Origin of the sequence: Terrisporobacter petrolearius, from assembly GCF_020748185.1 — a bacterium.
In the GTDB taxonomy this organism is placed as follows: domain Bacteria; phylum Bacillota; class Clostridia; order Peptostreptococcales; family Peptostreptococcaceae; genus Terrisporobacter; species Terrisporobacter petrolearius.
This window is the reverse complement of the sequence record NZ_JAHZMO010000049.1, coordinates 1-21,415: the sequence shown is the minus strand read 5'-3', so window position 1 is coordinate 21,415 and position 21,415 is coordinate 1. Positions and strand designations below refer to the sequence as shown.

At 29.9% G+C, this 21,415-nt stretch carries 16 protein-coding genes, 1 tRNA gene and 2 pseudogenes; 5 read left to right on the top strand and 14 right to left on the bottom strand.

Going from position 1 to position 21,415, the window contains the following annotated elements; all coding sequences use genetic code 11:
• Positions 1 to 252, top strand: a pseudogene (locus K0040_RS17425) (hypothetical protein); the annotation flags it as partial.
• A gap of 128 nt (positions 253 to 380) precedes the next feature.
• On the opposite strand, the gene K0040_RS17420 reads toward K0040_RS17425, so the two are convergent.
• From K0040_RS17420 to K0040_RS17385, 8 genes are all read right to left on the bottom strand, one after another.
• Positions 381 to 959, bottom strand: coding sequence for a recombinase family protein (locus tag K0040_RS17420; RefSeq protein ID WP_228110003.1), 579 nt, complete (start codon positions 957 to 959; stop codon positions 381 to 383).
• 208 nt (positions 960 to 1,167) lie between these two features.
• Complete coding sequence (locus K0040_RS17415) at positions 1,168 to 1,437, bottom strand: hypothetical protein (protein ID WP_228110002.1); 270 nt, start codon at positions 1,435 to 1,437, stop codon at positions 1,168 to 1,170.
• A 152-nt stretch (positions 1,438 to 1,589) separates the two neighbouring features.
• Positions 1,590 to 4,316, bottom strand: coding sequence for a CHC2 zinc finger domain-containing protein (locus K0040_RS17410; RefSeq protein WP_228110001.1), 2,727 nt, complete (start codon positions 4,314 to 4,316; stop codon positions 1,590 to 1,592).
• Between the two features lie 358 nt (positions 4,317 to 4,674).
• A complete protein-coding gene (gene prdB, locus K0040_RS17405; RefSeq protein WP_228110000.1) occupies positions 4,675 to 5,400 on the bottom strand; it encodes a D-proline reductase (dithiol) protein PrdB in 726 nt (241 codons plus the stop codon).
• 108 nt (positions 5,401 to 5,508) lie between these two features.
• The gene (locus K0040_RS17400) at positions 5,509 to 5,787 is read right to left on the bottom strand and encodes a CBO2463/CBO2479 domain-containing protein (RefSeq protein ID WP_228106701.1); all 279 of its coding nucleotides are present in this window, start codon (positions 5,785 to 5,787) and stop codon (positions 5,509 to 5,511) included.
• 16 nt (positions 5,788 to 5,803) lie between these two features.
• Positions 5,804 to 7,642 (bottom strand): D-proline reductase (dithiol) proprotein PrdA, encoded by a 1,839-nt coding sequence (prdA, locus tag K0040_RS17395; protein ID WP_228109999.1) that lies wholly within the window; start codon positions 7,640 to 7,642, stop codon positions 5,804 to 5,806.
• A 153-nt stretch (positions 7,643 to 7,795) separates the two neighbouring features.
• Entirely contained in the window at positions 7,796 to 9,262 is a 1,467-nt protein-coding gene (gene prdC / locus K0040_RS17390; RefSeq protein ID WP_228109998.1) for a proline reductase-associated electron transfer protein PrdC, read from the bottom strand.
• Between the two features lie 177 nt (positions 9,263 to 9,439).
• Positions 9,440 to 9,537, bottom strand: a tRNA-Sec gene (locus K0040_RS17385).
• Positions 9,538 to 9,936: 399 nt separating this feature from the next.
• Between K0040_RS17385 and prdD the strand changes: the two genes are divergently transcribed.
• Positions 9,937 to 10,701: a proline reductase cluster protein PrdD gene (gene prdD, locus K0040_RS17380; protein WP_228109997.1), complete on the top strand. Its 765-nt coding sequence runs from the start codon at positions 9,937 to 9,939 to the stop codon at positions 10,699 to 10,701.
• Positions 10,702 to 10,713: 12 nt separating this feature from the next.
• Positions 10,714 to 11,184: a glycine/sarcosine/betaine reductase component B subunit gene (locus K0040_RS17375; RefSeq protein WP_228109996.1), complete on the top strand. Its 471-nt coding sequence runs from the start codon at positions 10,714 to 10,716 to the stop codon at positions 11,182 to 11,184.
• A gap of 940 nt (positions 11,185 to 12,124) precedes the next feature.
• On the opposite strand, the gene K0040_RS17370 is transcribed toward K0040_RS17375, so the two are convergent.
• The 6 genes from K0040_RS17370 to selD form a co-directional block, all read right to left on the bottom strand.
• A complete protein-coding gene (locus tag K0040_RS17370; protein WP_074920414.1) occupies positions 12,125 to 12,361 on the bottom strand; it encodes a putative Se/S carrier protein in 237 nt (78 codons plus the stop codon).
• Positions 12,362 to 12,401: 40 nt separating this feature from the next.
• The gene (locus K0040_RS17365) at positions 12,402 to 13,538 is read right to left on the bottom strand and encodes an aminotransferase class V-fold PLP-dependent enzyme (protein WP_228109995.1); all 1,137 of its coding nucleotides are present in this window, start codon (positions 13,536 to 13,538) and stop codon (positions 12,402 to 12,404) included.
• Between the two features lie 15 nt (positions 13,539 to 13,553).
• Positions 13,554 to 14,447, bottom strand: coding sequence for a selenium metabolism-associated LysR family transcriptional regulator (locus tag K0040_RS17360; protein ID WP_228109994.1), 894 nt, complete (start codon positions 14,445 to 14,447; stop codon positions 13,554 to 13,556).
• Position 14,448: 1 nt separating this feature from the next.
• Positions 14,449 to 16,356, bottom strand: a complete 1,908-nt coding sequence (gene selB, locus K0040_RS17355; protein WP_228109993.1) for a selenocysteine-specific translation elongation factor — start codon at positions 16,354 to 16,356, stop codon at positions 14,449 to 14,451.
• 152 nt (positions 16,357 to 16,508) lie between these two features.
• A complete protein-coding gene (selA, locus tag K0040_RS17350) occupies positions 16,509 to 17,906 on the bottom strand; it encodes an L-seryl-tRNA(Sec) selenium transferase (RefSeq protein ID WP_228109992.1) in 1,398 nt (465 codons plus the stop codon).
• 64 nt (positions 17,907 to 17,970) lie between these two features.
• Positions 17,971 to 19,020: a selenide, water dikinase SelD gene (gene selD / locus K0040_RS17345; RefSeq protein WP_228110004.1), complete on the bottom strand. Its 1,050-nt coding sequence runs from the start codon at positions 19,018 to 19,020 to the stop codon at positions 17,971 to 17,973.
• Between the two features lie 1,309 nt (positions 19,021 to 20,329).
• Here selD and K0040_RS17340 point away from each other — a divergent pair.
• Together K0040_RS17340 and K0040_RS17335 are read left to right on the top strand one after the other, a co-directional pair.
• A complete protein-coding gene (locus K0040_RS17340; protein WP_228109991.1) occupies positions 20,330 to 21,136 on the top strand; it encodes a ParA family protein in 807 nt (268 codons plus the stop codon).
• A pseudogene (locus K0040_RS17335) lies at positions 21,136 to 21,415 on the top strand (hypothetical protein); the annotation flags it as partial. The gene K0040_RS17340 and the pseudogene K0040_RS17335, both read left to right, overlap by 1 nt.

Genomic DNA, 21,415 nt, shown 5'->3' with positions numbered 1-21,415 from the left:
AAAAAGGTTCCTATGAGCGTTTACTTTGAGAAGGAAGATTTAGATTTATTAAAGGCAATAGCTTTTGAGAAAAATACTACAGTAAATAAAGTTCTTATGAGTATAATAAAAGAACCTTTGAAAACTACAAAAGTAAATTTACCACATGATTTTAATATAAATGAAAAAGCAAAAGAATATGAAGTGAATAGTAAAAAAAGAAAAGTAGAAAAAAAAGTTGAGACAAGAGGGAGAAAAAAGAAAATAAAGTAGGACTTTGTGTCCTACTCCTATAAAAATAACCCATGTTTAAAATTCCTATAATTTGTTCAACAAATTGTATAACCGTTTGTTGAACAATTGGTTTTACAAACGGTTATGCAATTGGTTGATTATATCATCTATTTTTCAACGCTTGCACACTGTCTTTTAGCCCTAATTAAAGTGCTCTTTGATATACCTGTCATAAGTCCTACTTCTTTGTATGAATGTTTTTCTAATAGTTTTAAAGCATGTGAAATTTGTTTTTTAGTAAACTTTTTTGGTCTACCTTCTCTGTAATCATCATTTATTTTAGCTAATTCTTTGCCTGCCGAAGTTCTCTCAACAATCATAGATCTTTCAAACTGAGAAAATGCAAGTATGCATGTGATTATTAAATCACCCATGGGAGAATTTTCTATAAGTCCCATATTCAATATATGTATATTAATTTCTCTTTCTTGTAAATTCTTAATAACCTCTAATCCTTCTTTTGTACTTCTACATAATCTATCCAACCTTGTAGTAACTAAAGTATCTCCTTTTTTTAGTTTCCCTATTATTTCATTAAAGACTGGCCTGTGAGATTTGATTCCACTAATTTGTTCTTTATAAATAACTGCATTTTCATACCTCTGTGAAATTTCTCTTTCTTGTAACTCTAAAGAGTTATTATCTAATTGACTTCTTGAGCTAACTCTACAATATCCGTATATCATTTATTCCCCTTTCTACTTTACTGCTCAAAATACAGCCGACTTTTGACACTATATTTTGATACGCTTTTATACATTAATATAACTCATCTAAAATAAGGGTGTCAATATGTATAAGTTATGACACTTTTACTTTGGTGTTTATTTAGTAAATTATAAATAAAAAAGACTGATTTACAAATCAGTCTTTTGTTTAATTCAAATTCTATATTTATATACTCTTTCTCAAATATTGTGCATCTAAGATTTCCATAACATAACTTAATATATTACCCTCATTGTCCTTAAAATGAAGTGTTTTCTTGCTAGCCTTCTTGTCAATATTTTTGCAGTTTTTTAATGAATAAGTATTATATGGTGCAATTTCACTACAAAGTTTATTTTCCATTGCTTGTAATACGTCACCAGAGTGTTTTCCTTCAACTTCATACTTTTCTAGTTCCTTGCCATAAAGTTCTTTAAAACTAATTATACATTTCATTTTCTACTCCTCCTTATTGAACAACTTATATATAAATTCAATAAATAAGTAAAAAAACCTTTATTTCAACAAATTTTATTATATAAATATTTAATTTAAAACTACGTTACTTATATTAAAATTATAACTTTTCTGCTTTTATTTATTATTTCTTATGATTCATTTTCATTATAATAAGTTGGAAATATGTTATCCATTTCAAGTTTTTTAACCTCATTTATTTTTAAAATAAACATCATTTTATTCTTTGTAATATAATCTGGAAGTCCATTTTTATCTTCTACTAAAACTTTTATTTTTACTGCCTTATAATGTTTTTTCGGATCTAAGTCTGCAATGTAGGCTGATCTACTTATCATTTTAATGAAAGTATTGTAATTTAAAAGTTTTTCATCCTCATTTTTATATTGTTTATAGTAGTTGTTTAATTTATCGTAGATAGTCTTAAAATCAAAGGCTATATGAATATTATTGGATAAAATCTTATAATGAACATTTTCTTCTAATCTTACTTTTCTATCTGGTATGTAAATTAAATTATTAATATCTTCAAGTACCTTTTCGTAGCTACTCTTAAATCCATTTTGGTTTTCTTCCAATACATTGAGTTTCAAATTATTAATGATTATGTCGCATGCTTCTACCAAGTTGATTATCTTATTCATCTCAACACCCAAAGACTCAAAAGTATTATATATAAGTTCTAGACCAATCATTGTATATATAGCTGTATTTATTTCCCTTGAATTACTTAATGATAATTTTTCATCAAAATCATATTTAAATCTTGTTACTAAATATTCATTATCAAAGGCTCCATTAATATAATAATTTAAAACTCTCAAGTATAAACTCTTTGAAAATCTTCTTAACAGTTTTTGGCCCTCTTCACTATTACATAAAAACTCCACAGATTCTTTGCTTTCTCTAGTAAAATCACTTGTGGCGTACCACACTATATTTGATCTACTTTTTACAGCAGTTTCTTGAATTTCTTCGTCCCCTGAAATTATCAAAGGTGCATTATATGTAAATTTCTTCAAATCTAAATTTTCAGTAACTTTTGTATTTTCGTATCCTTGAGTAATAGCACGGATATGATTAGATAAGAAATTTATTTTACAATCACTTACTTTTGAAATGTTCACATCATCTAAAAATACAGGTAAGTAGGTTTCATCAAATAATTTAAGCAATTCAAAGTCCGTTGATAAAGATAAACTCATTCCCGTATTTGTGTCATTAAATAATAGCCTTAAAATTTTAAGAACTTTACTTTTACCACTTTTAATTTCTCCTAAATTTTGAAGTATTGGTAAATTATCTATGAAGGACTCTCTCACAAAAGTATTTAATATATTTGCAGCTCCAAGTCCTAAAGTATTATAGATATTTTCCTTTAAATTAAAATTAAACAAGTGTTTACTTAATATTTCTGCTTCCTCTTTATTTAAAATATCAATGTTAGCAAAATCAATATTATGAATTGTATTTATTGCTTTTCTTGTAGTATCGAAATCTCCATTGGCTTTTAATATACCTTTGTTTGTAACAAGAACATACTCATCATTTATTTTTCTTATTCCAGTTTTTGTAAATACAGATACATCTTCTTTAATGAAGTAATTTATAATCCATTGATGAATTTTTGTTAAGTCTTGTATTTCTCCATAAAAAATATAATCAATCCCTAAGTATCTTCTAAAATTTTTCACATCAGAAAAACATAACCTGGCATCTGCTTCAATAATTGACTGTCTATGATTTGATTTAAGGTTAAGCTTTATAATTTTATTATCATTATCTTCATTTCTATATAATGTAACATTTATTATTTGAAAGTTTGTTATATAACGTCTACTTTCTTTTACTTCTTTATTTTCTATTTTATATATTCCATCTTCATCTTGTTGTAGAGTATTTTTATCTAATATATTTAAAGATGTTTTCACTATTTGTAAAAGTTCCTTGGACGTTTTACCAGATTCTAGCCAATCTGTAACATCTTTGTTTTTACCATCACCTATTTTTTCAATTCCTGGTAAATCAATTATTTTTAGTCCCTTACAACACTTTTTTAATTTTTCTACTATAAATTTTTTAAATTCTTGTCCTGATCTTCCGCTATCTCCTATAAATATTACTTTAGCATTTTTTAAATCTTCATCATAAAAATTTTGCCATTTTTTTGTGTAAATAGTTGTAGCTGTAAAATTTATTTTTCTTAAAGTTTCCACGTCTTTTTCACCTTCAACAAAAAATATCCAGTCATCTTTTGATATGGCTTTTTTTATTTCTACCAAATTATAAAGGACTTTTTTGCATTGATCAAAATCTTTATGATCTCCATATTTATAGCCTATGTCCATTTCTATTAATGACTTTGTTATAAAATACTTTTTGCCAAGTAAGCTTTTATATTTTATTTTGCAATATAATGGCTTTTTGTCTTCATCAAAGTAAATATAAATATCTTCCAAATTATACGTTTCTTTGTTTCTTATTATTATTGAATGATTTGTTTTTATAAAATTTCTAAAATTTTCTACTTTATTGTTGCTGATAGTATTGTACTTCAAATCTCTACCTAAGATGTCATACGCTTTTCTTAAGGCTGTTATATTATCTAAGTTTTCCATCTTACAAATAAAGTTTATAATATCTCCTTGTTCCCCACATCCAAAACAATGATAAATAGCTCTATTTCCTTTGTCACTCAGTCTCAAGCTTGGCGTTTTATCATTGTGAAATACACAGTTTGTGTAATATCCACTATTATCCTTTTTAAAATTCATATTATAATTTTGCATAATTGATATTAAACAATTTAATGATCTTATTTCATCTACTGCATCTTTAAAAGCATCTTTGTTTTCCATTAAGACCACCACCTAACTGTGCATTGCTTTGCATTTCTTGAGGAATTTGTTGTACCGTATTTGTATATTGCATTAAACAACCTCCTTTTTAGAAGGGTATAAAACCTTTTATTATGAAAACTTAAGAGACTTTTATACCCAAATGTGTATGTTATAGTATTTTATAATGTAAAATATTATAACATACACATTTCCGAATCAATTCCCAATACTTTTTAATATATTAAATAAAATTTCCAAGCTTTAATATAAATATTATTCAAATTAAAATATTATAATTACCCTATAAAATTATATTTTTTAATAAAAAAACTGATAGGAATAAATCCTATCAGCCTTTTTAACATATATGCAAGTATTAAACTTTAGCTACATACTCGTAAGGTAGTGGAACTATCTTACCAGGAGTTTGTATTTCGTGTAATTGAACTAAAGTATCTTTAACTATGTTGTATTGCATTTCTCTGTTGTTTGGTTCTCCAGCGTTAGCACCCATTGGAACAAGTGGAGCAACTGCTCTTGGAGTTCCTGTTTGTCTAACTACTGGTGGAAGAGCTGCTATTATAACTGTTGGTATACCAGCTTCTTCAATCGCTCTCTGCACTAAAACTGCAGAGCGGTGGCAAGTTCCTCAGCCAGCTGTAAGAAGAACGCCATCTACGCCTTCTTCTTTTAATATTCTAGCTATTTCTGGACCTGTTTCTTCTTTGAATTTTTGTTGGTTTCCACCACCACCCATGAATCCTATGTGTACTGGTGCAACTCCACCTATAAATCCTTCAGCTGCAAGTTCGTGTAATCTATCTATTGGGAACATACAGTTTATATCTTTATTAACGTCTCCATTATCGTATCCTCCGTGAGATACCATAAGATCACCTGATAACATATTATCTCTAACTTCTCTGAAAGAGAAATCACCAGCTAAATTGAAACGCTTGTCATCTTTGTGATGAACACCAGCTGCAGTAGCAAGAGCTATTTTCATCTCTTTTAAAGGCTTAGTTACAGGAGCCCATACTGATGGTGGTGTTATTGGAACGAATATTTCAGATTGCATTCCTTTAACTACTGTTAAACTCATCTTTTTTCCCCCTTTTAATTTACTCAATTTACAAATAGTAATGTAAATGAGCTTGAGTTAATTTACTACTCAAATTAGTATTTTTAAATATACAGTTTTTGAGCAAATCTATTTATTAGACATTTCGTCGATTTTTTTATTTCTAGTCATAAGATTTGAAATATATTTTTCATTAATCTCATCACCTAATTGCTCAACAAAGCTCATATTAAAGCCTACTTCTTGACCAATTTTGATTTCATAATCGGAAATAAACATTCTCATTGGAACTTTTAAGTATCCTAGACGTCCCTTTAGATCAACGCTTACGCAACCATCGTGGACTTCTACAATAACACCTTCCATATAAAGAATTTTATCACCGTATTTTAGTTTATCATTTTTCATTATGCGTCAGTTCTTTCTAGCTATATTTTGCCTTACGCTTGTCACTCATTGGAAGAGAAGTTTCGTTTTCAACTAACGCAACTGGTTTTCCAGTAACATTAGATATTAACTCTATGTTAGTATCTTTTACGTTTGGATTCCATTTCTTTTCTGGTTTAGCTATTGTTTCTCCACCCATTTCAGTTTTTAATGCAGAAAGGGCTCTTATAGCATCTTCATGGCATAAAGTGTTGCATCCTAATACTTCGTTTTCTATACCAGCTTCTGATTTGTTGTTATCTATCATGTTAGTCATGTACTTGTTACCAACAACTAGAGCACCTTGAACAGCACAGAATGACATACCAACTACTGGTATTCCTCTCATACCTATTTGCTCTATGTGAGAAGCGAAGTCTATATGGTTGTTTCCGAATCCTTCAGTAGTAACGAAAGCACCATCAACATCTAAAGCTTCAGCCATCATACCAACTCTTCTTGATACGTAGAATTTCTCAGAGTTTATTTGAGGAGATCCAACAAATATAACACCACATAAGTCTACTTCTTCATCATGTAAAGCTTCAAGTACTAATGGCTCTCTCCAGTAATGTCTAGACATTTCTTTTGAAGCAGGTCCTATACAAGTTAATGCATGTATACAACCATCTAATACTTCAAGTGGAGATACCATAACTGGTACGTTTCCTAAGTCAACGTTTGGTTTAGCTCCTAATATTCCAACTGGTTCCATTGGTAATATTAGGTTATCATGCATTGCACCTTGACCCATTATTTCTTTTACTATTACAACTTTTTTCTTTCCTGGTCTTCTTACTTGCTCGAAAGTTTCACTATCTACTATTAATTCATCATCAAGTTTTTTAAGAGCTTCTCTTATTTCTTGAGTTATGAAATCAGTAGCAGCATGAGCAGCAAGAGGTCCTGGTCTTTCCATGTTAGTTCCTTCTTTGATTATAACTTCTGTTTTGATGAATATTTCACCTTTTTCAGGACAACCTGGTCTTCCCCACATGATGTTTTCTTCTAAGATACCTTCAGATGAACCGAATTCTCCTATTTGAACACCATTTGCATCAGTACCAGTTACCATCATTACAACACCATCTACTACTCTAGTAGTTCCAAGACCTAATTCATCTTCACCATCTTTAGTAGCTATTGGTTGAACATCCATTATAGTCTCTGAGTAAGTGTTATATCTATCTGGAGTTATTATATCTATTTTTAAGCTATTTACTAACTTTTGGCTAGCTACAGCTTCTTCTTCTATACCTTCTCTGATGTATAAAACAGTACCTTCTATTTTAGTTTCAGGTCCTCTTTTAACTTCAGTTATTTTGTAGTGGTTTCTAGTTAAGCTTCTAACTACTTTAGCTTCTTTTTCTACTTCTTTAGCTGCAGATGCAACAGAAGCATTTTCACCAACTGGAACTACTTGAGCTCCACCTTGAGAAGCGAATCCACCAACTGGTATTTCTATATTAATGTCTTTTCCTTCACCTATGTGGATTTTTAATCTTCCACCTTGTACTTGAGTAGCAACTGGTGCTGGTTTTACTTCTTCTTTAACTTCTTCTACTACAGTTTCTTCTTCTTTAGTTTCAACTATAGCATCTATAACATCAGCAGTTATTGGAGTTAAAGAATCACAAGTTTTAGTTAATTTTGCACCTAATATTTGGCCTATAGTTAAGCAACCATCTAATTTTAAAAGTCCAGAATCTACTAATTCATCGAATATAGCAGGATCTTCTAAGTTAGCAGGTCCTATAACTAATCCTTCTTCTGCTCTACAGCAAAGTACCGCAGGGTCATTTGCATGTTGCTTAGCAGTTTCAGCAGTTATTGACATAAGTTTTCCCCCTTATATAATAAATCATTTTATTTTTATAATTTGAACACGAAATACTAATTTATATCAAAGAAATTTCTTTCTTTGTTAACATTTAATTATTTATAGTAGTATTTTTATACTCTCTATAAAGCTTTCCCTTATTTGAGAAAATTAATCTACAATAAACTCTACGCGGATATCTTTTCCTTCTTTAAGGTTTATAACAAGTCCACCATCATCAGTAAATGATGCAAAGTTAGTTTCAACTGTTTCTACAGTTTCTACTTTTGGTTGTTCTACTGATTGAGCTTTAACTTCTTCTACTACTTCCTCTCCAAGTTGAGGAACTGTTTTAGAAGCAGTCATATATCTTATTACATCTTTTCCTACTGTTTTTAATACAGTATCTGTTTGGTGATGAACTTCTATATTCATCTTTGGAGCAGATCCCATAACTGTATTTGAACAGTCTGTACAGTTTCCTATAAGTATATGTTTAGCTCCAGCTTTTTTGATGTTCATAACTTTTAATGCTTGTCCTGGACAGTTTCCTGGGTTTTCACATTTTAAGTTACCTTTAACATCTGCTGCTTGCTTACATTTTTGAACACAAACAACTTCAGCATTCATTTTTTTAGCTAAATCTTGCATTCTCTCTTCGTTACCACCACAAGCACAAACTAAAAGTCCCATTTTTTCACCTTTTAAATCTTCAAAAGGTTGAGTTACTATTATTCCACCTGTAGTTTTAGTTATTGGAGCCTCTAATTCACAAGCTTTACCAGTAAATGGTCCACCCATGATTACTTCTCCATATTCACCATCTATTCCGCCAGCTCTTTCTATTAATTCTTTAACAGAAGTACCTACTGGAACATCCATGAATACGTGAGGTTCAATACCACCCTTTAATTTACCAACAACTGTAACGTTTTTAGAGAAACATGGCTTTTTAAGCTCTATTGCTTCAGCAACTCTTTGAAGAGTTTCAACGTTTATAACTACAGCATCTGCTACTGATGGTAAATCAGTTGGTTGAAGTAATATTCCTAAAACTTCTCTTACAACAGCTCTTTCTTCACCCATTGGGTAAATATCTGGAAGTAAGTGTATATCTAAAGAATCATCACCCTTAGTACCTTCAACTAAAGCATCAACAGCTTTTTGGTTTTTAGCCTTAAGTGCGAATATTCCTTTTTCTGCTTGGCAAATTTCCATAACATATTTAAGACCTCTTACAGTCATATCTGTATTGTCTACCATTTGGTCTACGTTATGGTGAAGTAGTGGTTCACATTCAGCAGCATTAACTAGGATATATTTTACTTTTGTTCCAAGTTTTATAGCTGTTGGGAATCCTGCACCACCCATTCCTACTACACCAGCATCTTTTATAAGTTGAAGTTTATCATCTCCTTCTAACTTAATAAACTCTTCTGGTTGTTCTTCATCTTTTTCTATTATTATGGCATCTTCAGTTATTTCTGAAATATTTCCATATACACTAGAGAATATGTTAGCACCTAATCCTGTAGGCTTAGCTATTAGAGTACCTTTTTTTACTTTATCTCCAACTTTAACTACCGCCTCACAAGGAGCTCCAACATGTTGTCTAAGTAATATTTTTTGTAATCCCATTAAGTTCACCCCCTAATAATATAAAGCATCTATGTGAAATTCATTTGCTTTTATCATTAAAAAATAAAAAAATATTAAATTTCCTTATTTTTAAATATCCATTCGTATAGTTTTTTTTTTATATGTTAAAAAAATCACACTGAAAACCTTTTCACTTTTTCAAAAAAAATATTTTACTGGCGGGAGAATGTGGGAATCGAACCCACCTAGGATGCTACTAACACCCCACACTGGTTTTGAAGACCAGGAGGCACACCAGTTACCTATCTACTCCCATCTACGCTTCCTAAATTATTATAACATCATTTATCGATAAATATTATAAAATATTTTCAAATATAGACAAAATTTATAAGATTTCTTAAACCTATAAACATTATAACAATAAAAATTCACAAATTCAAGAACTCAATACTAGACTAAAGTCTGTTTTTACAATATAATTTTTTTTTTACATTGAAAAATCTTATAAACGGAGGTTTTTGGTAAATTTTGTTTGTTATTATTTTGTCAGTTTTATAATGTTTTTTATACATAAATAAATAATATGACGAAATATGATAAATAAAATGGTTGATAGGTCAAAAGTTTACACACTATAATTATATTGGAATTAACAATTTTATAAATACACTTTATTAATAGAATTTTTCAATATAAAAGGAGGAGAAATCATGAGTGAAGAAATAAACCTACGTCGCCTTGTGATTAAGTCATACCACATAAATGAAGTAGAATTCGGTGCAGAGAATAACGTTTTTCTAGATGGAAAACTTACTGTTTGTAAAGATATGTTAAAAGACCTAATAGAATCAGAACCTTTAATAAAAGACATAAACATCCAAATAATAAAACCAGGGGATCATGATAGATTTACAAACACAATGATGGACATTATCCCAATTTCAACTAAAGTTTTAGGTAAAATTGGAGAAGGAATAACTCATACTTTAACTGGTGTCTATGTAATGCTTACTGGTGTAGACGTAAATGGAATACAAACTGCTGAATTTGGTTCTTCTGAAGGGAATTTAAAAGAACAATTATTCTTAAATAGACCAGGTACTCCTGGAGACAACGACTATATAATTTCATTTGATGTAACTTTAGATGAAGGTCAAGGACAAGTTAGACCAGGACCTACTGCTGCTCATAGAGCTTGTGATAAATTCTGTAATGAGTTTAGGGCTAAGTTAAAGAAATTAAATGGTCACAAATTTACTGAGCGTCATGAGTTTTATGACAAAGTAAGACCAGGTAAGAAAAAAGTAGTTATTATAAAGCAAGTAGCAGGTCAAGGTGCTATGTACGATACTCAGCTATTCTCTCATGAGCCAAGTGCAATGGAAGGTGGAAGAAGTATTATAGATATGGGTAATGTACCTATGATTGTAACACCAAATGAATATAGAGACGGCGCTCTTCGCTGTATGTGCTAAGGAGGTAAAATTATGGGAATAGGACCATCTACTAAAGAAACTACTCTACATCACTTTAGAGATCCTCTACTTGATGTAGTAAGTAATGATGAAGATATAGATTTATTAGGAATTATAATTGTGGGAACTCCACAAGATAATGAAGATAAAAATTTTGTTGGAACAAGAGCTGCTTCTTGGGCTGAGGCCATGAGAGCAGATGGAGCAATACTTTCATGTGATGGTTGGGGAAACTCACACGTGGACTTTGCCAATACTGTTGAACAAGTAGCAACTAGAGGAATTCCTGTTGTAGGACTTACTTTTGTTGGAACTGTGGCTCAGTTTGTTGTTGTAAATGAATATATGGATACCATAGTTGATATGAATAAAAACCCTGAAGGAATTGAAAGTGAAATAGTTGGGGAAAATGAAGTAACTGAATTAGAGGCTAAGAAAGCTCTTGCTTTCCTAAAACTTAAAATGAGAAAATACGGAAAATAGAACTTAAAAAAAGGTGCTGTAAATTAATTTATCAGCACCTTTTTTATTGCTAAAGTAAATACATCATAATATTTTATTAAATAATATATAAACTATGCCCAAGTTGTTTTATTTAAACTATTTTATTGAAAAATCTATTAATCTTATATAATACCTTTTCAGAAATGGGCATAGTTTCCCTACAAAAAGTGTAGAGAACTAATCTTTAGTAGGTATACCCCCCCAGGCGCGTTACCACCGCGCAAGGATTAAAGACCCAGTACAAAAGTAAGTATCCTGCCTTTGTAATTTAATACTATTTGCCATTCCCCCCGGCAACAGACTTATTGGATACTCCCACAAAGGAATTTCCACCCCTAGCTCTTTTTTGTTGTAGTGCCTAGTTACTACTTTCAGCCCTTAAAATACTGTACTGGTATATTTTTATATGCTGTGAGGGTTTTTACCTCAGTGTTTCGTCGACATCCCCTGTACCCTGTCGGGCCATTCGGTTAGTTATCCAGGTCAAACACGCTTCCTTATAAAACCTATATTATATTCAATTTTTTGCATTAAAAAAGACCTATCCAACTACTTGGATAGGTCGTATTGTTCATAATCATCTTTAATTATTAAATTTATCCTCTTGTCTAAACTAGTAAAACTAGTTATAATAATTAGTATAAATTTAATAACAACTATGTCTTGTTTATTAAGTATTGGTTTGAAATACTTTTTAAGAGTTCATAGTTAGAAGGTTACTTGTAACACTAACTGTTGGCGCAGTTGGTACTAATTCCCTCTAAGGTTTGGCGGCCTTATGGAAACTTGTAATCTTTTTTTATGCAATTTTTTATATGAGTCTATTATATATCCTTTTTTCTTTTGTGACAATATTTTATTTTATTAACTAAAAATAGCAATAATTCATTTCATAAAGAAACAAATTATTGCCATCTGTCTACATCACTATTTCATGTATATTTTGAAAATCTAAATTATTATTATTTATAAGACTTTCTACTTTTTCTTTATCTTCTTTGTTACAAAGCCATGAAAGGCCACATCCTGCAGATATTTGTCTTGGCACTGGGATTAATCTTCCCGGTACGTTTTCACTTTTACAGGCTTTTTCCATTGCCATTGCTCCTGTTGTTGTATTGAAAGTTACTATTAGTCTTAATTGTTTTTCTCTCATTTTATTTCCCTTCTCTTGAAAAGTTTAAACAAAGCAAATTTTAATAACTTGATGCTATTTCTTTAACTGCATTTATGGCAGTATCTATTTCTTCTTCTGTGTTATAGTGTGAAAAAGAAAATCTTACGGCACCTTGCTCTACTGTATTCATTGCTTTATGCATAAGTGGTGCGCAGTGTGCTCCAGGTCTTGTAGAAATATCATGATATAGGCTTAGTTCATCAGAAAATGCTGCTGAGTCTATATCTCCTATATTAAAAGCAACTATGGCTGCTCTTTTATTTTCAAAGTTTCCATAGACTTTAATATCTTTTATATCTTTTATTCCGTTATAAAATCTAAACATTAATTCTTCTTCTCTTTTTTGAATATTTTCGATTCCTTCTTCTTTTAAATAGTCAAGTGCTGCATTAAGTCCAGCTATGGCATGTCCATTTAGAGTACCGGCTTCTAGTATAGTTGGCATGGTTTCTGGTTGAGTTTTTGAAAAAGTATTCACTCCACTTCCACCAACTTTTAGAGGTTTAACATTTATTCCTTCTCTTACACAAAGTCCTCCTGTTCCTTGAGGTCCAAGTAGTCCCTTATGACCTGTGAAACAAAGAATATCTATATTCATATCCTGCATATCTATATTAAATACTCCTGCACTTTGTGATGCATCTACTATAAATACTAAGTTATGCTTTTTAGCTATTTGCCCTATTTTTTTCACATCCAGCACATTTCCTACTAAATTTGACGCATGAGTACAAACTATAGCTTTTGTATTTTCTTTTATTAATTTTTCAAAATCATCATAGTTTATATTTCCATTATCGTCACATTGTACAACAGAAAGTTCCATTCCTTTTTCTTCTAATTCATATAATGGACGAAGTACTGAGTTATGCTCTAAAGATGTTGTTATTGCATGATCTTTATTTGTTAATATACCTTTTATTGCAGTGTTTAAACTTTCTGTTGAGTTACATGTAAAGGCAACTCTTGATGGATTTTTTAAATTAACTAAATTTGAAATTTTTTCTCTTGTATCATAAATTATTCTAGACGCATCTAGTGAGGCTTCATTGGCTCCACGACCTGCATTTCCCATATGTGTCATGGCATTTACTACTGCATCTATAACACACTGTGGTTTTTTCATAGTTGTAGCTGCATTATCTAAATATATCATTTTCATCACCTTTTTCTAGTTAAAAAATTCTCTTATAAATTTAATAAATTTAAGTGCACATTTTGACATGTACATTTCCTTATTTCTTACAATATATAAGTTTCTATACATATCTATTTCTTCAAACTCAAACACTAAAACTTTGTTATCTGTTGCAAAGTCTTCTAGAGATAAATTTGATACTATGGAAATACCCATGTTGTTTTGTACAGATTTTTTTATTGCTTCTATAGAGTTTAGTGTTGCTATTACATTTAAATTGTTTATATCAAAATTATGAGCTTTTAAAAATTCTCTTATTTCTTTTCTTGTTCCAGATCCTTCTTCTCTCATTATTATTGGTTCTTTTAATAAGTCACTTACATGAAAACCTTCTTCTTTCATTTTCATATACTTGTCATTTACAGGTGTTATAATAACTAACTTGTCCCTGTAAAATGGTTCAAATATTAAAGATGAGTTTTCCATCTCGGTCCCAACAAGTCCTACTTCCACTTCTTTATTTATTATTTGATTTATAACTTCACTGGAATCTCCTTGAAGTATTTTTAACTCACTTTTATTTTTTCTTATATATTTTGGCAAAACTTCTGGAAGTATATATTGTTCTGGAATAGTCGATGCCCCTAGGGTTAATAAGTTGCTTCCTTCGCATTTTACATTAAATTCTTGAAAAATCGTATTTTGAATATTTAATATTTGCTTTGCATAAACATATAGCTTTTTCCCATCTTCTGTTGGATGCACATCCTTCGTAGTTCTTATAAGAAGTTGAGTATTTAATTCTTTCTCCAATAAGGATATATGAGAAGATATGGTAGGCTGTGTTAAAAATAGTTTCTTCGCAGCCTGAGAAAAACTTCTACTTTCTATTATCAATGCAAATGATTCTAACTGTTTTAAATTCATCTTAATATGCCACCCTTTCACTTTCTGAGCCATTTTTTCTTGTAATCTTCATATTATCAAAGTATTCAAGCATTGGCTTGGCACTTTTTCTAGATGTATTTAAGGCATCTCTAAGTTGTGAAATAGTAATTAAATTGTCTTGTTCTAATTTTTCACGAACTATTATCTCTGCTTTATCCATAAGAGATTTTAGTGTAAACATTTCTTCGTTTATTTTCACTAGTTTTTCCTCATCTATTAAAATATTTAATATATCCCTTACTATGCTCTCATCTGTATTAAAGTCTATTTCATTAAGTCTTACAAAATCAAACTCTGCTTTTTTATAAGTATTTACTAATATTTTCTCAACATTTTGGAACGTTTTATCTTTATTTATTTCAAAATCATTTAAACTTAAGTATTCTTTATATTTTTTTATTTCATTTTCTAAAATAAATTTATAAATAATTTGATCGAAAACATTTTGTTTTATCTTAGAATATAACTTTGTTTTAAGAAGAGATTTTCCAACACCAAATTTATATGGATTTTCATTATGGAAACTTTTTACAAATTCTATTGTCTCTCTTTTTAATCTCATTTCTTCACTACTATGATATACGCATATGTCTTTTTTCATTTCGTAAGTTAAAACTAAATTTTCTTCTTTTAATTCATCTATACATTCATTTACTTCTTCTATAGAAAGCCCTGTTAACTTTCCTATTTCTTTTATAGTTATCATTTCTGGGTGTTTTTTAACTAATAACTCAACTATATCACTATGAGATCCTTCTTCTTTTCTTTTTATTTCTTCTAGCTGTGCATTGTTAAAAGGTGTTTTCTTCGTAGGATTAGCGTCTAGTATAACTCCTCCTCCTACTGTTTCTAAAGGTGAATAGAAACGAACTATAAATTTATCTCCTCTTCTTACTGCTATTTTTTCTTCCAATCTAAGTTGAGCATAACAAGAATCACCTGGTGCAGCCTCTTGTACATCTAGTAATACTGCTCTGCATAAAACTTCTGAAGTTCCCGTAAATAAATGAAGTCTGCATCTATTTAATAAAATTCTTTCACTGGAATTTAGCACATTTAATTTTACATCCAGCATCATTGTATCTTCCATAGAGTTTGGCGGCGCTAATACGTATCCTCTTTTTATTTCATCTTTTTTAAGGTTAGAAATATTTATAGCACTTCTTTGTCCTGCAAAACATTCTTTCACATCTTTTCCATGGACTTGGATGCTTCGTATTTTAGCTTTTTGCCCAGTTGGATAAATTTCTAATTCATCGTCTTTTTTTATACTTCCAGAAATTAAAGTTCCTGTTACTATAGTTCCAAAACCTGATATGCTAAAACTTCTGTCAATTGGAAGACGAGGTATGGTATTTATATCTTTTTCAGTTACTTCATCCTTTGTCATATGAACAATTTCTTGTATTAAATTATCTATGCCTTCCCCAGTTACAGATGATACTTCTATCATATTGGCATTTTCAAATACTGAACCTATTAATTCTTCTTTAATTTCTTCCTTTACTAACTCTTTCCACTCATCATCAACTAAGTCACATTTATTTAAAACTACTATACTCTTTTCAACACCAAGCTGACTCATAATATCCACGTGCTCACGAGTTTGTGGCATCATTCCTTCGTCTGCTGCAACAACAAGCATAACAAGGTCCATCCCTATAACTCCTGCAAGCATATTATTTACAAACTTCTCATGTCCTGGAACATCTATTATTCCTGCTCTATCTCCACTTGGTAAATCAAAGTTAGTAAATCCAAGATCTATGGTAATTCCTCTTCTTTTTTCTTCTTCCCACCTGTCTGTCTCTTTGCCTGTTAAGGCTCTAATTAAAGCAGTTTTCCCGTGGTCTATATGCCCTGCTGTTCCAATTATAATATTTTTCATTTTTGCCCCCCTTTTGCTATTTTTATTCAAAAGTAGTTATTAATTTTTATTATCATATTTAATTTAAAAATGATTTCAATTAACCCTTATAATTCACTTATGCATCAAACCAATTGTATAACAATTTGTTATATAATTGGTTTGATAATTGGTTACTTTAAAACCTCAATAATCCTTTGTGATAATATCTCTATATCATCTTCTAATACTGTTCTCATATCTAATATCAACTTGTCCTCACTTATTCTCCCTACAACTGGATTTTCTCCAAATCTTAGCTTTTCTTCTAATGATGCAGTTGATATATTTTTAGGAATTATTGTTACACATTTACTTTTAATTCTTTCTGCTGGTAAAGACCCTCCTCCTATTTGAGACAGAGTGTTTTCTATTTCCACATTTGCTACATCTTTTATATCATTTAATTTTCCATATAATTTATTTGCATTTTCTTCTATTTCTTTTATATCTTTAGTTATAAGTGAAAGAGCTGGTATGTTTTTTATAGCCTCTTCTTTGTTTAAATACTCGTGAAATATCATTTCAAGTATTGTTGCAGTAAACTTATCTATCCTAAATGCCCTTGTAAGAGGGTTTTTTTTCATCTTATCAATATATTTCTTCTTTCCGACGATAATTCCAGCCTGAGGGCCTCCTAGGAGCTTGTCTCCTGAGAAAGAAACTATATCTACACCTGCTTTTATGGAATCTTGTACAGTAGGCTCATATTCTAATCCATACTTACTAAGATCAATTAAAACTCCACTTCCTATATCTTCTATAACTGGTATGTCTTTTTCTTTTCCTAATTTACAGAGTTCATCTATGGGCACACTTTCAGTAAATCCTAGTATTTTAAAATTACTTGTATGAACTTTTAAGAATGCTCCTGTATTTTCAGTAATAGCATCTTCATAATCTTCCAAATGAGTTTTATTTGTTGTTCCTATTTCCACTAAGTCTGCTTTGGAGCTTTTCATTACATCTGGAATTCTAAATTTACCTCCAACCTCAACAAGTTCACCTCTAGAAACTATAACTTCCTTATTTTCTGCCATAGATGATAAAACAAGCATTACAGCCGCTGCATTATTATTTACTGCCATAGCACATTCTGCACCAGTTATTTTACAAATTAATTTTTCAAAGTGAGAGTAACGTTCTCCTCTTTTGCCTTCTTCTAAGTTGTACTCCAAATTAGAATAACTTGTCACAACTTCACTAAGATAATCAGCATGTTTTTTTGAAATTATAGCTCTACCTAAGTTTGTATGAAGTATAGTTCCAGTTCCATTTATAACCTTTCTCAAATTATATGAGTAAACTTTTTTCACATTCAAAACAATATTTTCTACTAAACAATTTATCTTTTCTTCAATCAAAGACATATCATCATTTTCTTTTATGAAATTTCTAAGTTTATCTATTTCTTCCCTAATAGCATCTACAACCACATCTCTATGATATTTTTCTATTAGGTTTATAATTTCAGTTTTTTCTAATAGTACGTCAACTTTAGGTATATTTCTAAATAACATATTTTTATTCATATCTTGTTCAAGACCTTTCCCTTTTTTTACTCGAAATTTCTTTTAGTAATATAAGTTTTAACTACTAAATATTTTTAACTAAATTAATACTTTTTTCTTGTTTTTCTATTACTTTTCCTATAATGGCAATTTTCGTATCCATATTTTTATCTTCAAAATCTTTCATAATATTTTCAACTTCACTTTCTGGTAAGGTAATTAAAAGACCTCCAGAAGTTTGCGGATCATATAATACATCTATAAAGCATTCTTCAATATTTTCACTATTTACATCATTTGAAATATAGTCTTTATTGTTATATGTTCCAGCAGGGACTAGGCCCATTTTAGCAAACTCTATAGCACCATCAATATATGGTATTTTTTGTACATCTATTTCAAAGGTTACTTTAGAGCTAGATGCCATTTCCATAGCATGTCCAGCAAGACCAAATCCTGTTATATCAGTACAAGCGCTTATGCTATAATTTTCTATAACTTCTTTGGCTTTTTTATTAAGAGAAGTCATTACAGTTACTACCTCATCTATTTGGGACTGTTCAGCCATCTCTGCTTTTATTGCAGTATTTATAAGACCACTTCCTATTTGTTTTGTAAGAATTATTACATCTCCTGGCTTTGATCCATAGTTTTTAAATATTTTTTGTGGATTCACAAAACCTGTAACACTAAGTCCATATTTAGGTTCATCATCTTGAATAGAGTGTCCCCCAGCAAGTATTGCACCAGACTCCATTACCTTCGACGCTCCTCCTTCTAAAATTCTCCCAAGTATTTTGGGGTCTAAACAATTAGGAAATCCAACTATATTCAAAGCAGTTTTAGGTTCTCCCCCCATAGCATAAACATCACTCAAAGAGTTGGCTGCTGCTATTTGTCCAAATAAGTATGGATCATCAACAATTGGAGTAAAAAAGTCTAATGTTTGAATCAAAGCAAGATTATCACTTACTTTATAAATTGCTGCATCATCACTAGTTTCCACACCTACTAATAAGTTTTCATCATGAAACTTTGGTAAATTGCCCAAAACTTGAGCAAGGGTCCCAGGACCTATTTTAGCCGCTCAGCCAGCAGTTTTTGTCATATGTGTTAATTTTATATCTTCAGTCATCATATTTTTTCCCTCTTCTATAATTATTAAGTTTGTATACAAATCTACTAATTTCTACAAAGTTACTTATAGAAATATTTTATAACAAAACTTAATCTTTGCACACCTTATTTATAGTTTTAGTAATTTCATTACTGTAATACTTAAATTATATATAATATATTTCTATAATTTGTTTGAATAAACTATTCTTGTATATTAGCCTTAGGGGATGTCTATCCCGATGACATAGATTGACCCTATAGTATAAAATCAGATTTTCTGACTTAATACTATAGAGTCTAGTCATATGTTAGCCCCTTTTTCAGTTCTAGAGCCCTCAGCATATCCCTTGTTAGACTACCTTTCGGATGTAATTTTATTATTATTGTATCCATACCCAACAACTGAAAGCATTGTACCTCTCAGTAATTACACGACCTAATTTACATCACTGCAAATTATATGGTTGCCACCTGACCTTTTTATTGGATGTCAACTCCTATCACTTAGGATCTTTGGCACAACAAGGGAAACAGCCTCCTCTAAGTTGTTGATTTTTTGCAACGGCTCAACTAACCTATCTACTTTTTTAAGAGGTTGCAGGCATTCCCTCTTTTCCATAAATATTTATTTTTTTAGCATTAAAAAAAGCCTGTTCTTCAATTGTTGAAAAACAGGCTTTAAGTTCATTAGTTGTTAATGTGTATAAAAATTTTATATTATGTACACTTTTTTAAAACTTCTCCCTTTACAGATTGAGTAAAATTTTATATAATCTAATAAGATTATATTTTAGTAAACAGAAGTTTTAAATTTACTAACTCTTTAAGACTGCTACCAACAGTTTTAAGGTTTAATATATATAAGATGCTACCAACGTTTTATATATACTGTGGATTTAAGACTTTTTTTATTTAATTTTTCTAAACTTATTCTACTACGTTTTTTTTCATAATACAAGAAAAAAATACTTTTTCATTTCAAATAATATATTTTTCTCAAGAATTTCCTTAAAATTTCAACATTTGTTTAGTATATAAATATTTTTTTACAAATCAGTATTTAACATTATTCCGATTATATTCGCTTTTTGTTGAAAAAAATTTAGTTACATAATATAATTTTATATGAAGAATAAATTTCGTATATTTTCTAATAATTTTAATAATTAACTTAACCAATTGGTGATACAAATTGTTAAACCAATGGTTTTTCAAATTGTATCACCAATTGTTCAGATATAAAAATAATTATTTATCATATAACTTAACCAATAGTAGAACAAATTGTTATACAATTGGTTATTTTCACAAAAGGAGATGAGAAAGTGAAAATAGTAAGTTTTTTCAATGTAAAAGGTGGAGTAGGAAAAACCACGCTAACAATACTAAGCGCTATAGCTCTTAGTAAAGAAGGGTCTCGTGTTTTAATTATAGATGCAGATACACAAGCTAACTTGACTCAGTTTCTGTACAAGGTTTCACATAGTGATAAAACTATGTTTGACGGATTAGCTGATAATTTAAGCGCAGAAGAATTAATAATAAAATCACCTTGCGAAAAATACAAAAATATAGATATAATCCCTTCAGATTTATCATTGTCTGTACTTAGTGAATATTTAACTACAAAAACAAATCGTGAAAAATCAGTGTGGAGATGGTTCAAGTCCAACGTGAATGCTTTGAGTCATTATGACTACATATTTGTAGACTTATCGCCATCATATGATTTGATTGCAAGAAACTTTATGCTTTGTTCTGATTCAATAATAACTCCTATTGCTTATCAAGATATAGCAAGCATTAGAGGATGTGAGTTATTTTACTTAAAGTACAATCAAGATCTAGAAGATATGGAAATGGAAAATATGGCAAAAAGAGCTGTTGTTATAAACTCTTATACTTCACGAAAACTATCTACTGGCGATATATTTTTGGAAAAATTAAATGAATTTGAGCATATAAAAAAAGACTTAATCAATGCAAAAATATCTGATACAACAGTAATAAAAAATGCAATTCTTTCTAAATTAGACATTGATGATTATTGCAGAAAAATAAAAAAATCTCATAAAGTCAGAGAAGAATTTAAAGAAGTTATTAATGAATTAAAAGAAAGGGATGTGTTATAGTGGGACTAGATAAATTTTTAAAAGATGATAAAAAAGAAGAATTAGTTTTAACAAAAAAAGACTACAAATCTAAGGTAAATAATATAGTTAAAAATACTTTTGAAAAAGATGATTTAAATTTATTGCAAATAGAAAAGGAAGTCACAACTAATAAAAAGGTTCCTATGAGCGTTTACTTTGAGAAGGAAGATTTAGATTTATTAAAGGCAATAGCTTTTGAGAAAAATACTACAGTAAATAAAGTTCTTATGAGTATAATAAAAGAACCTTTGAAAACTA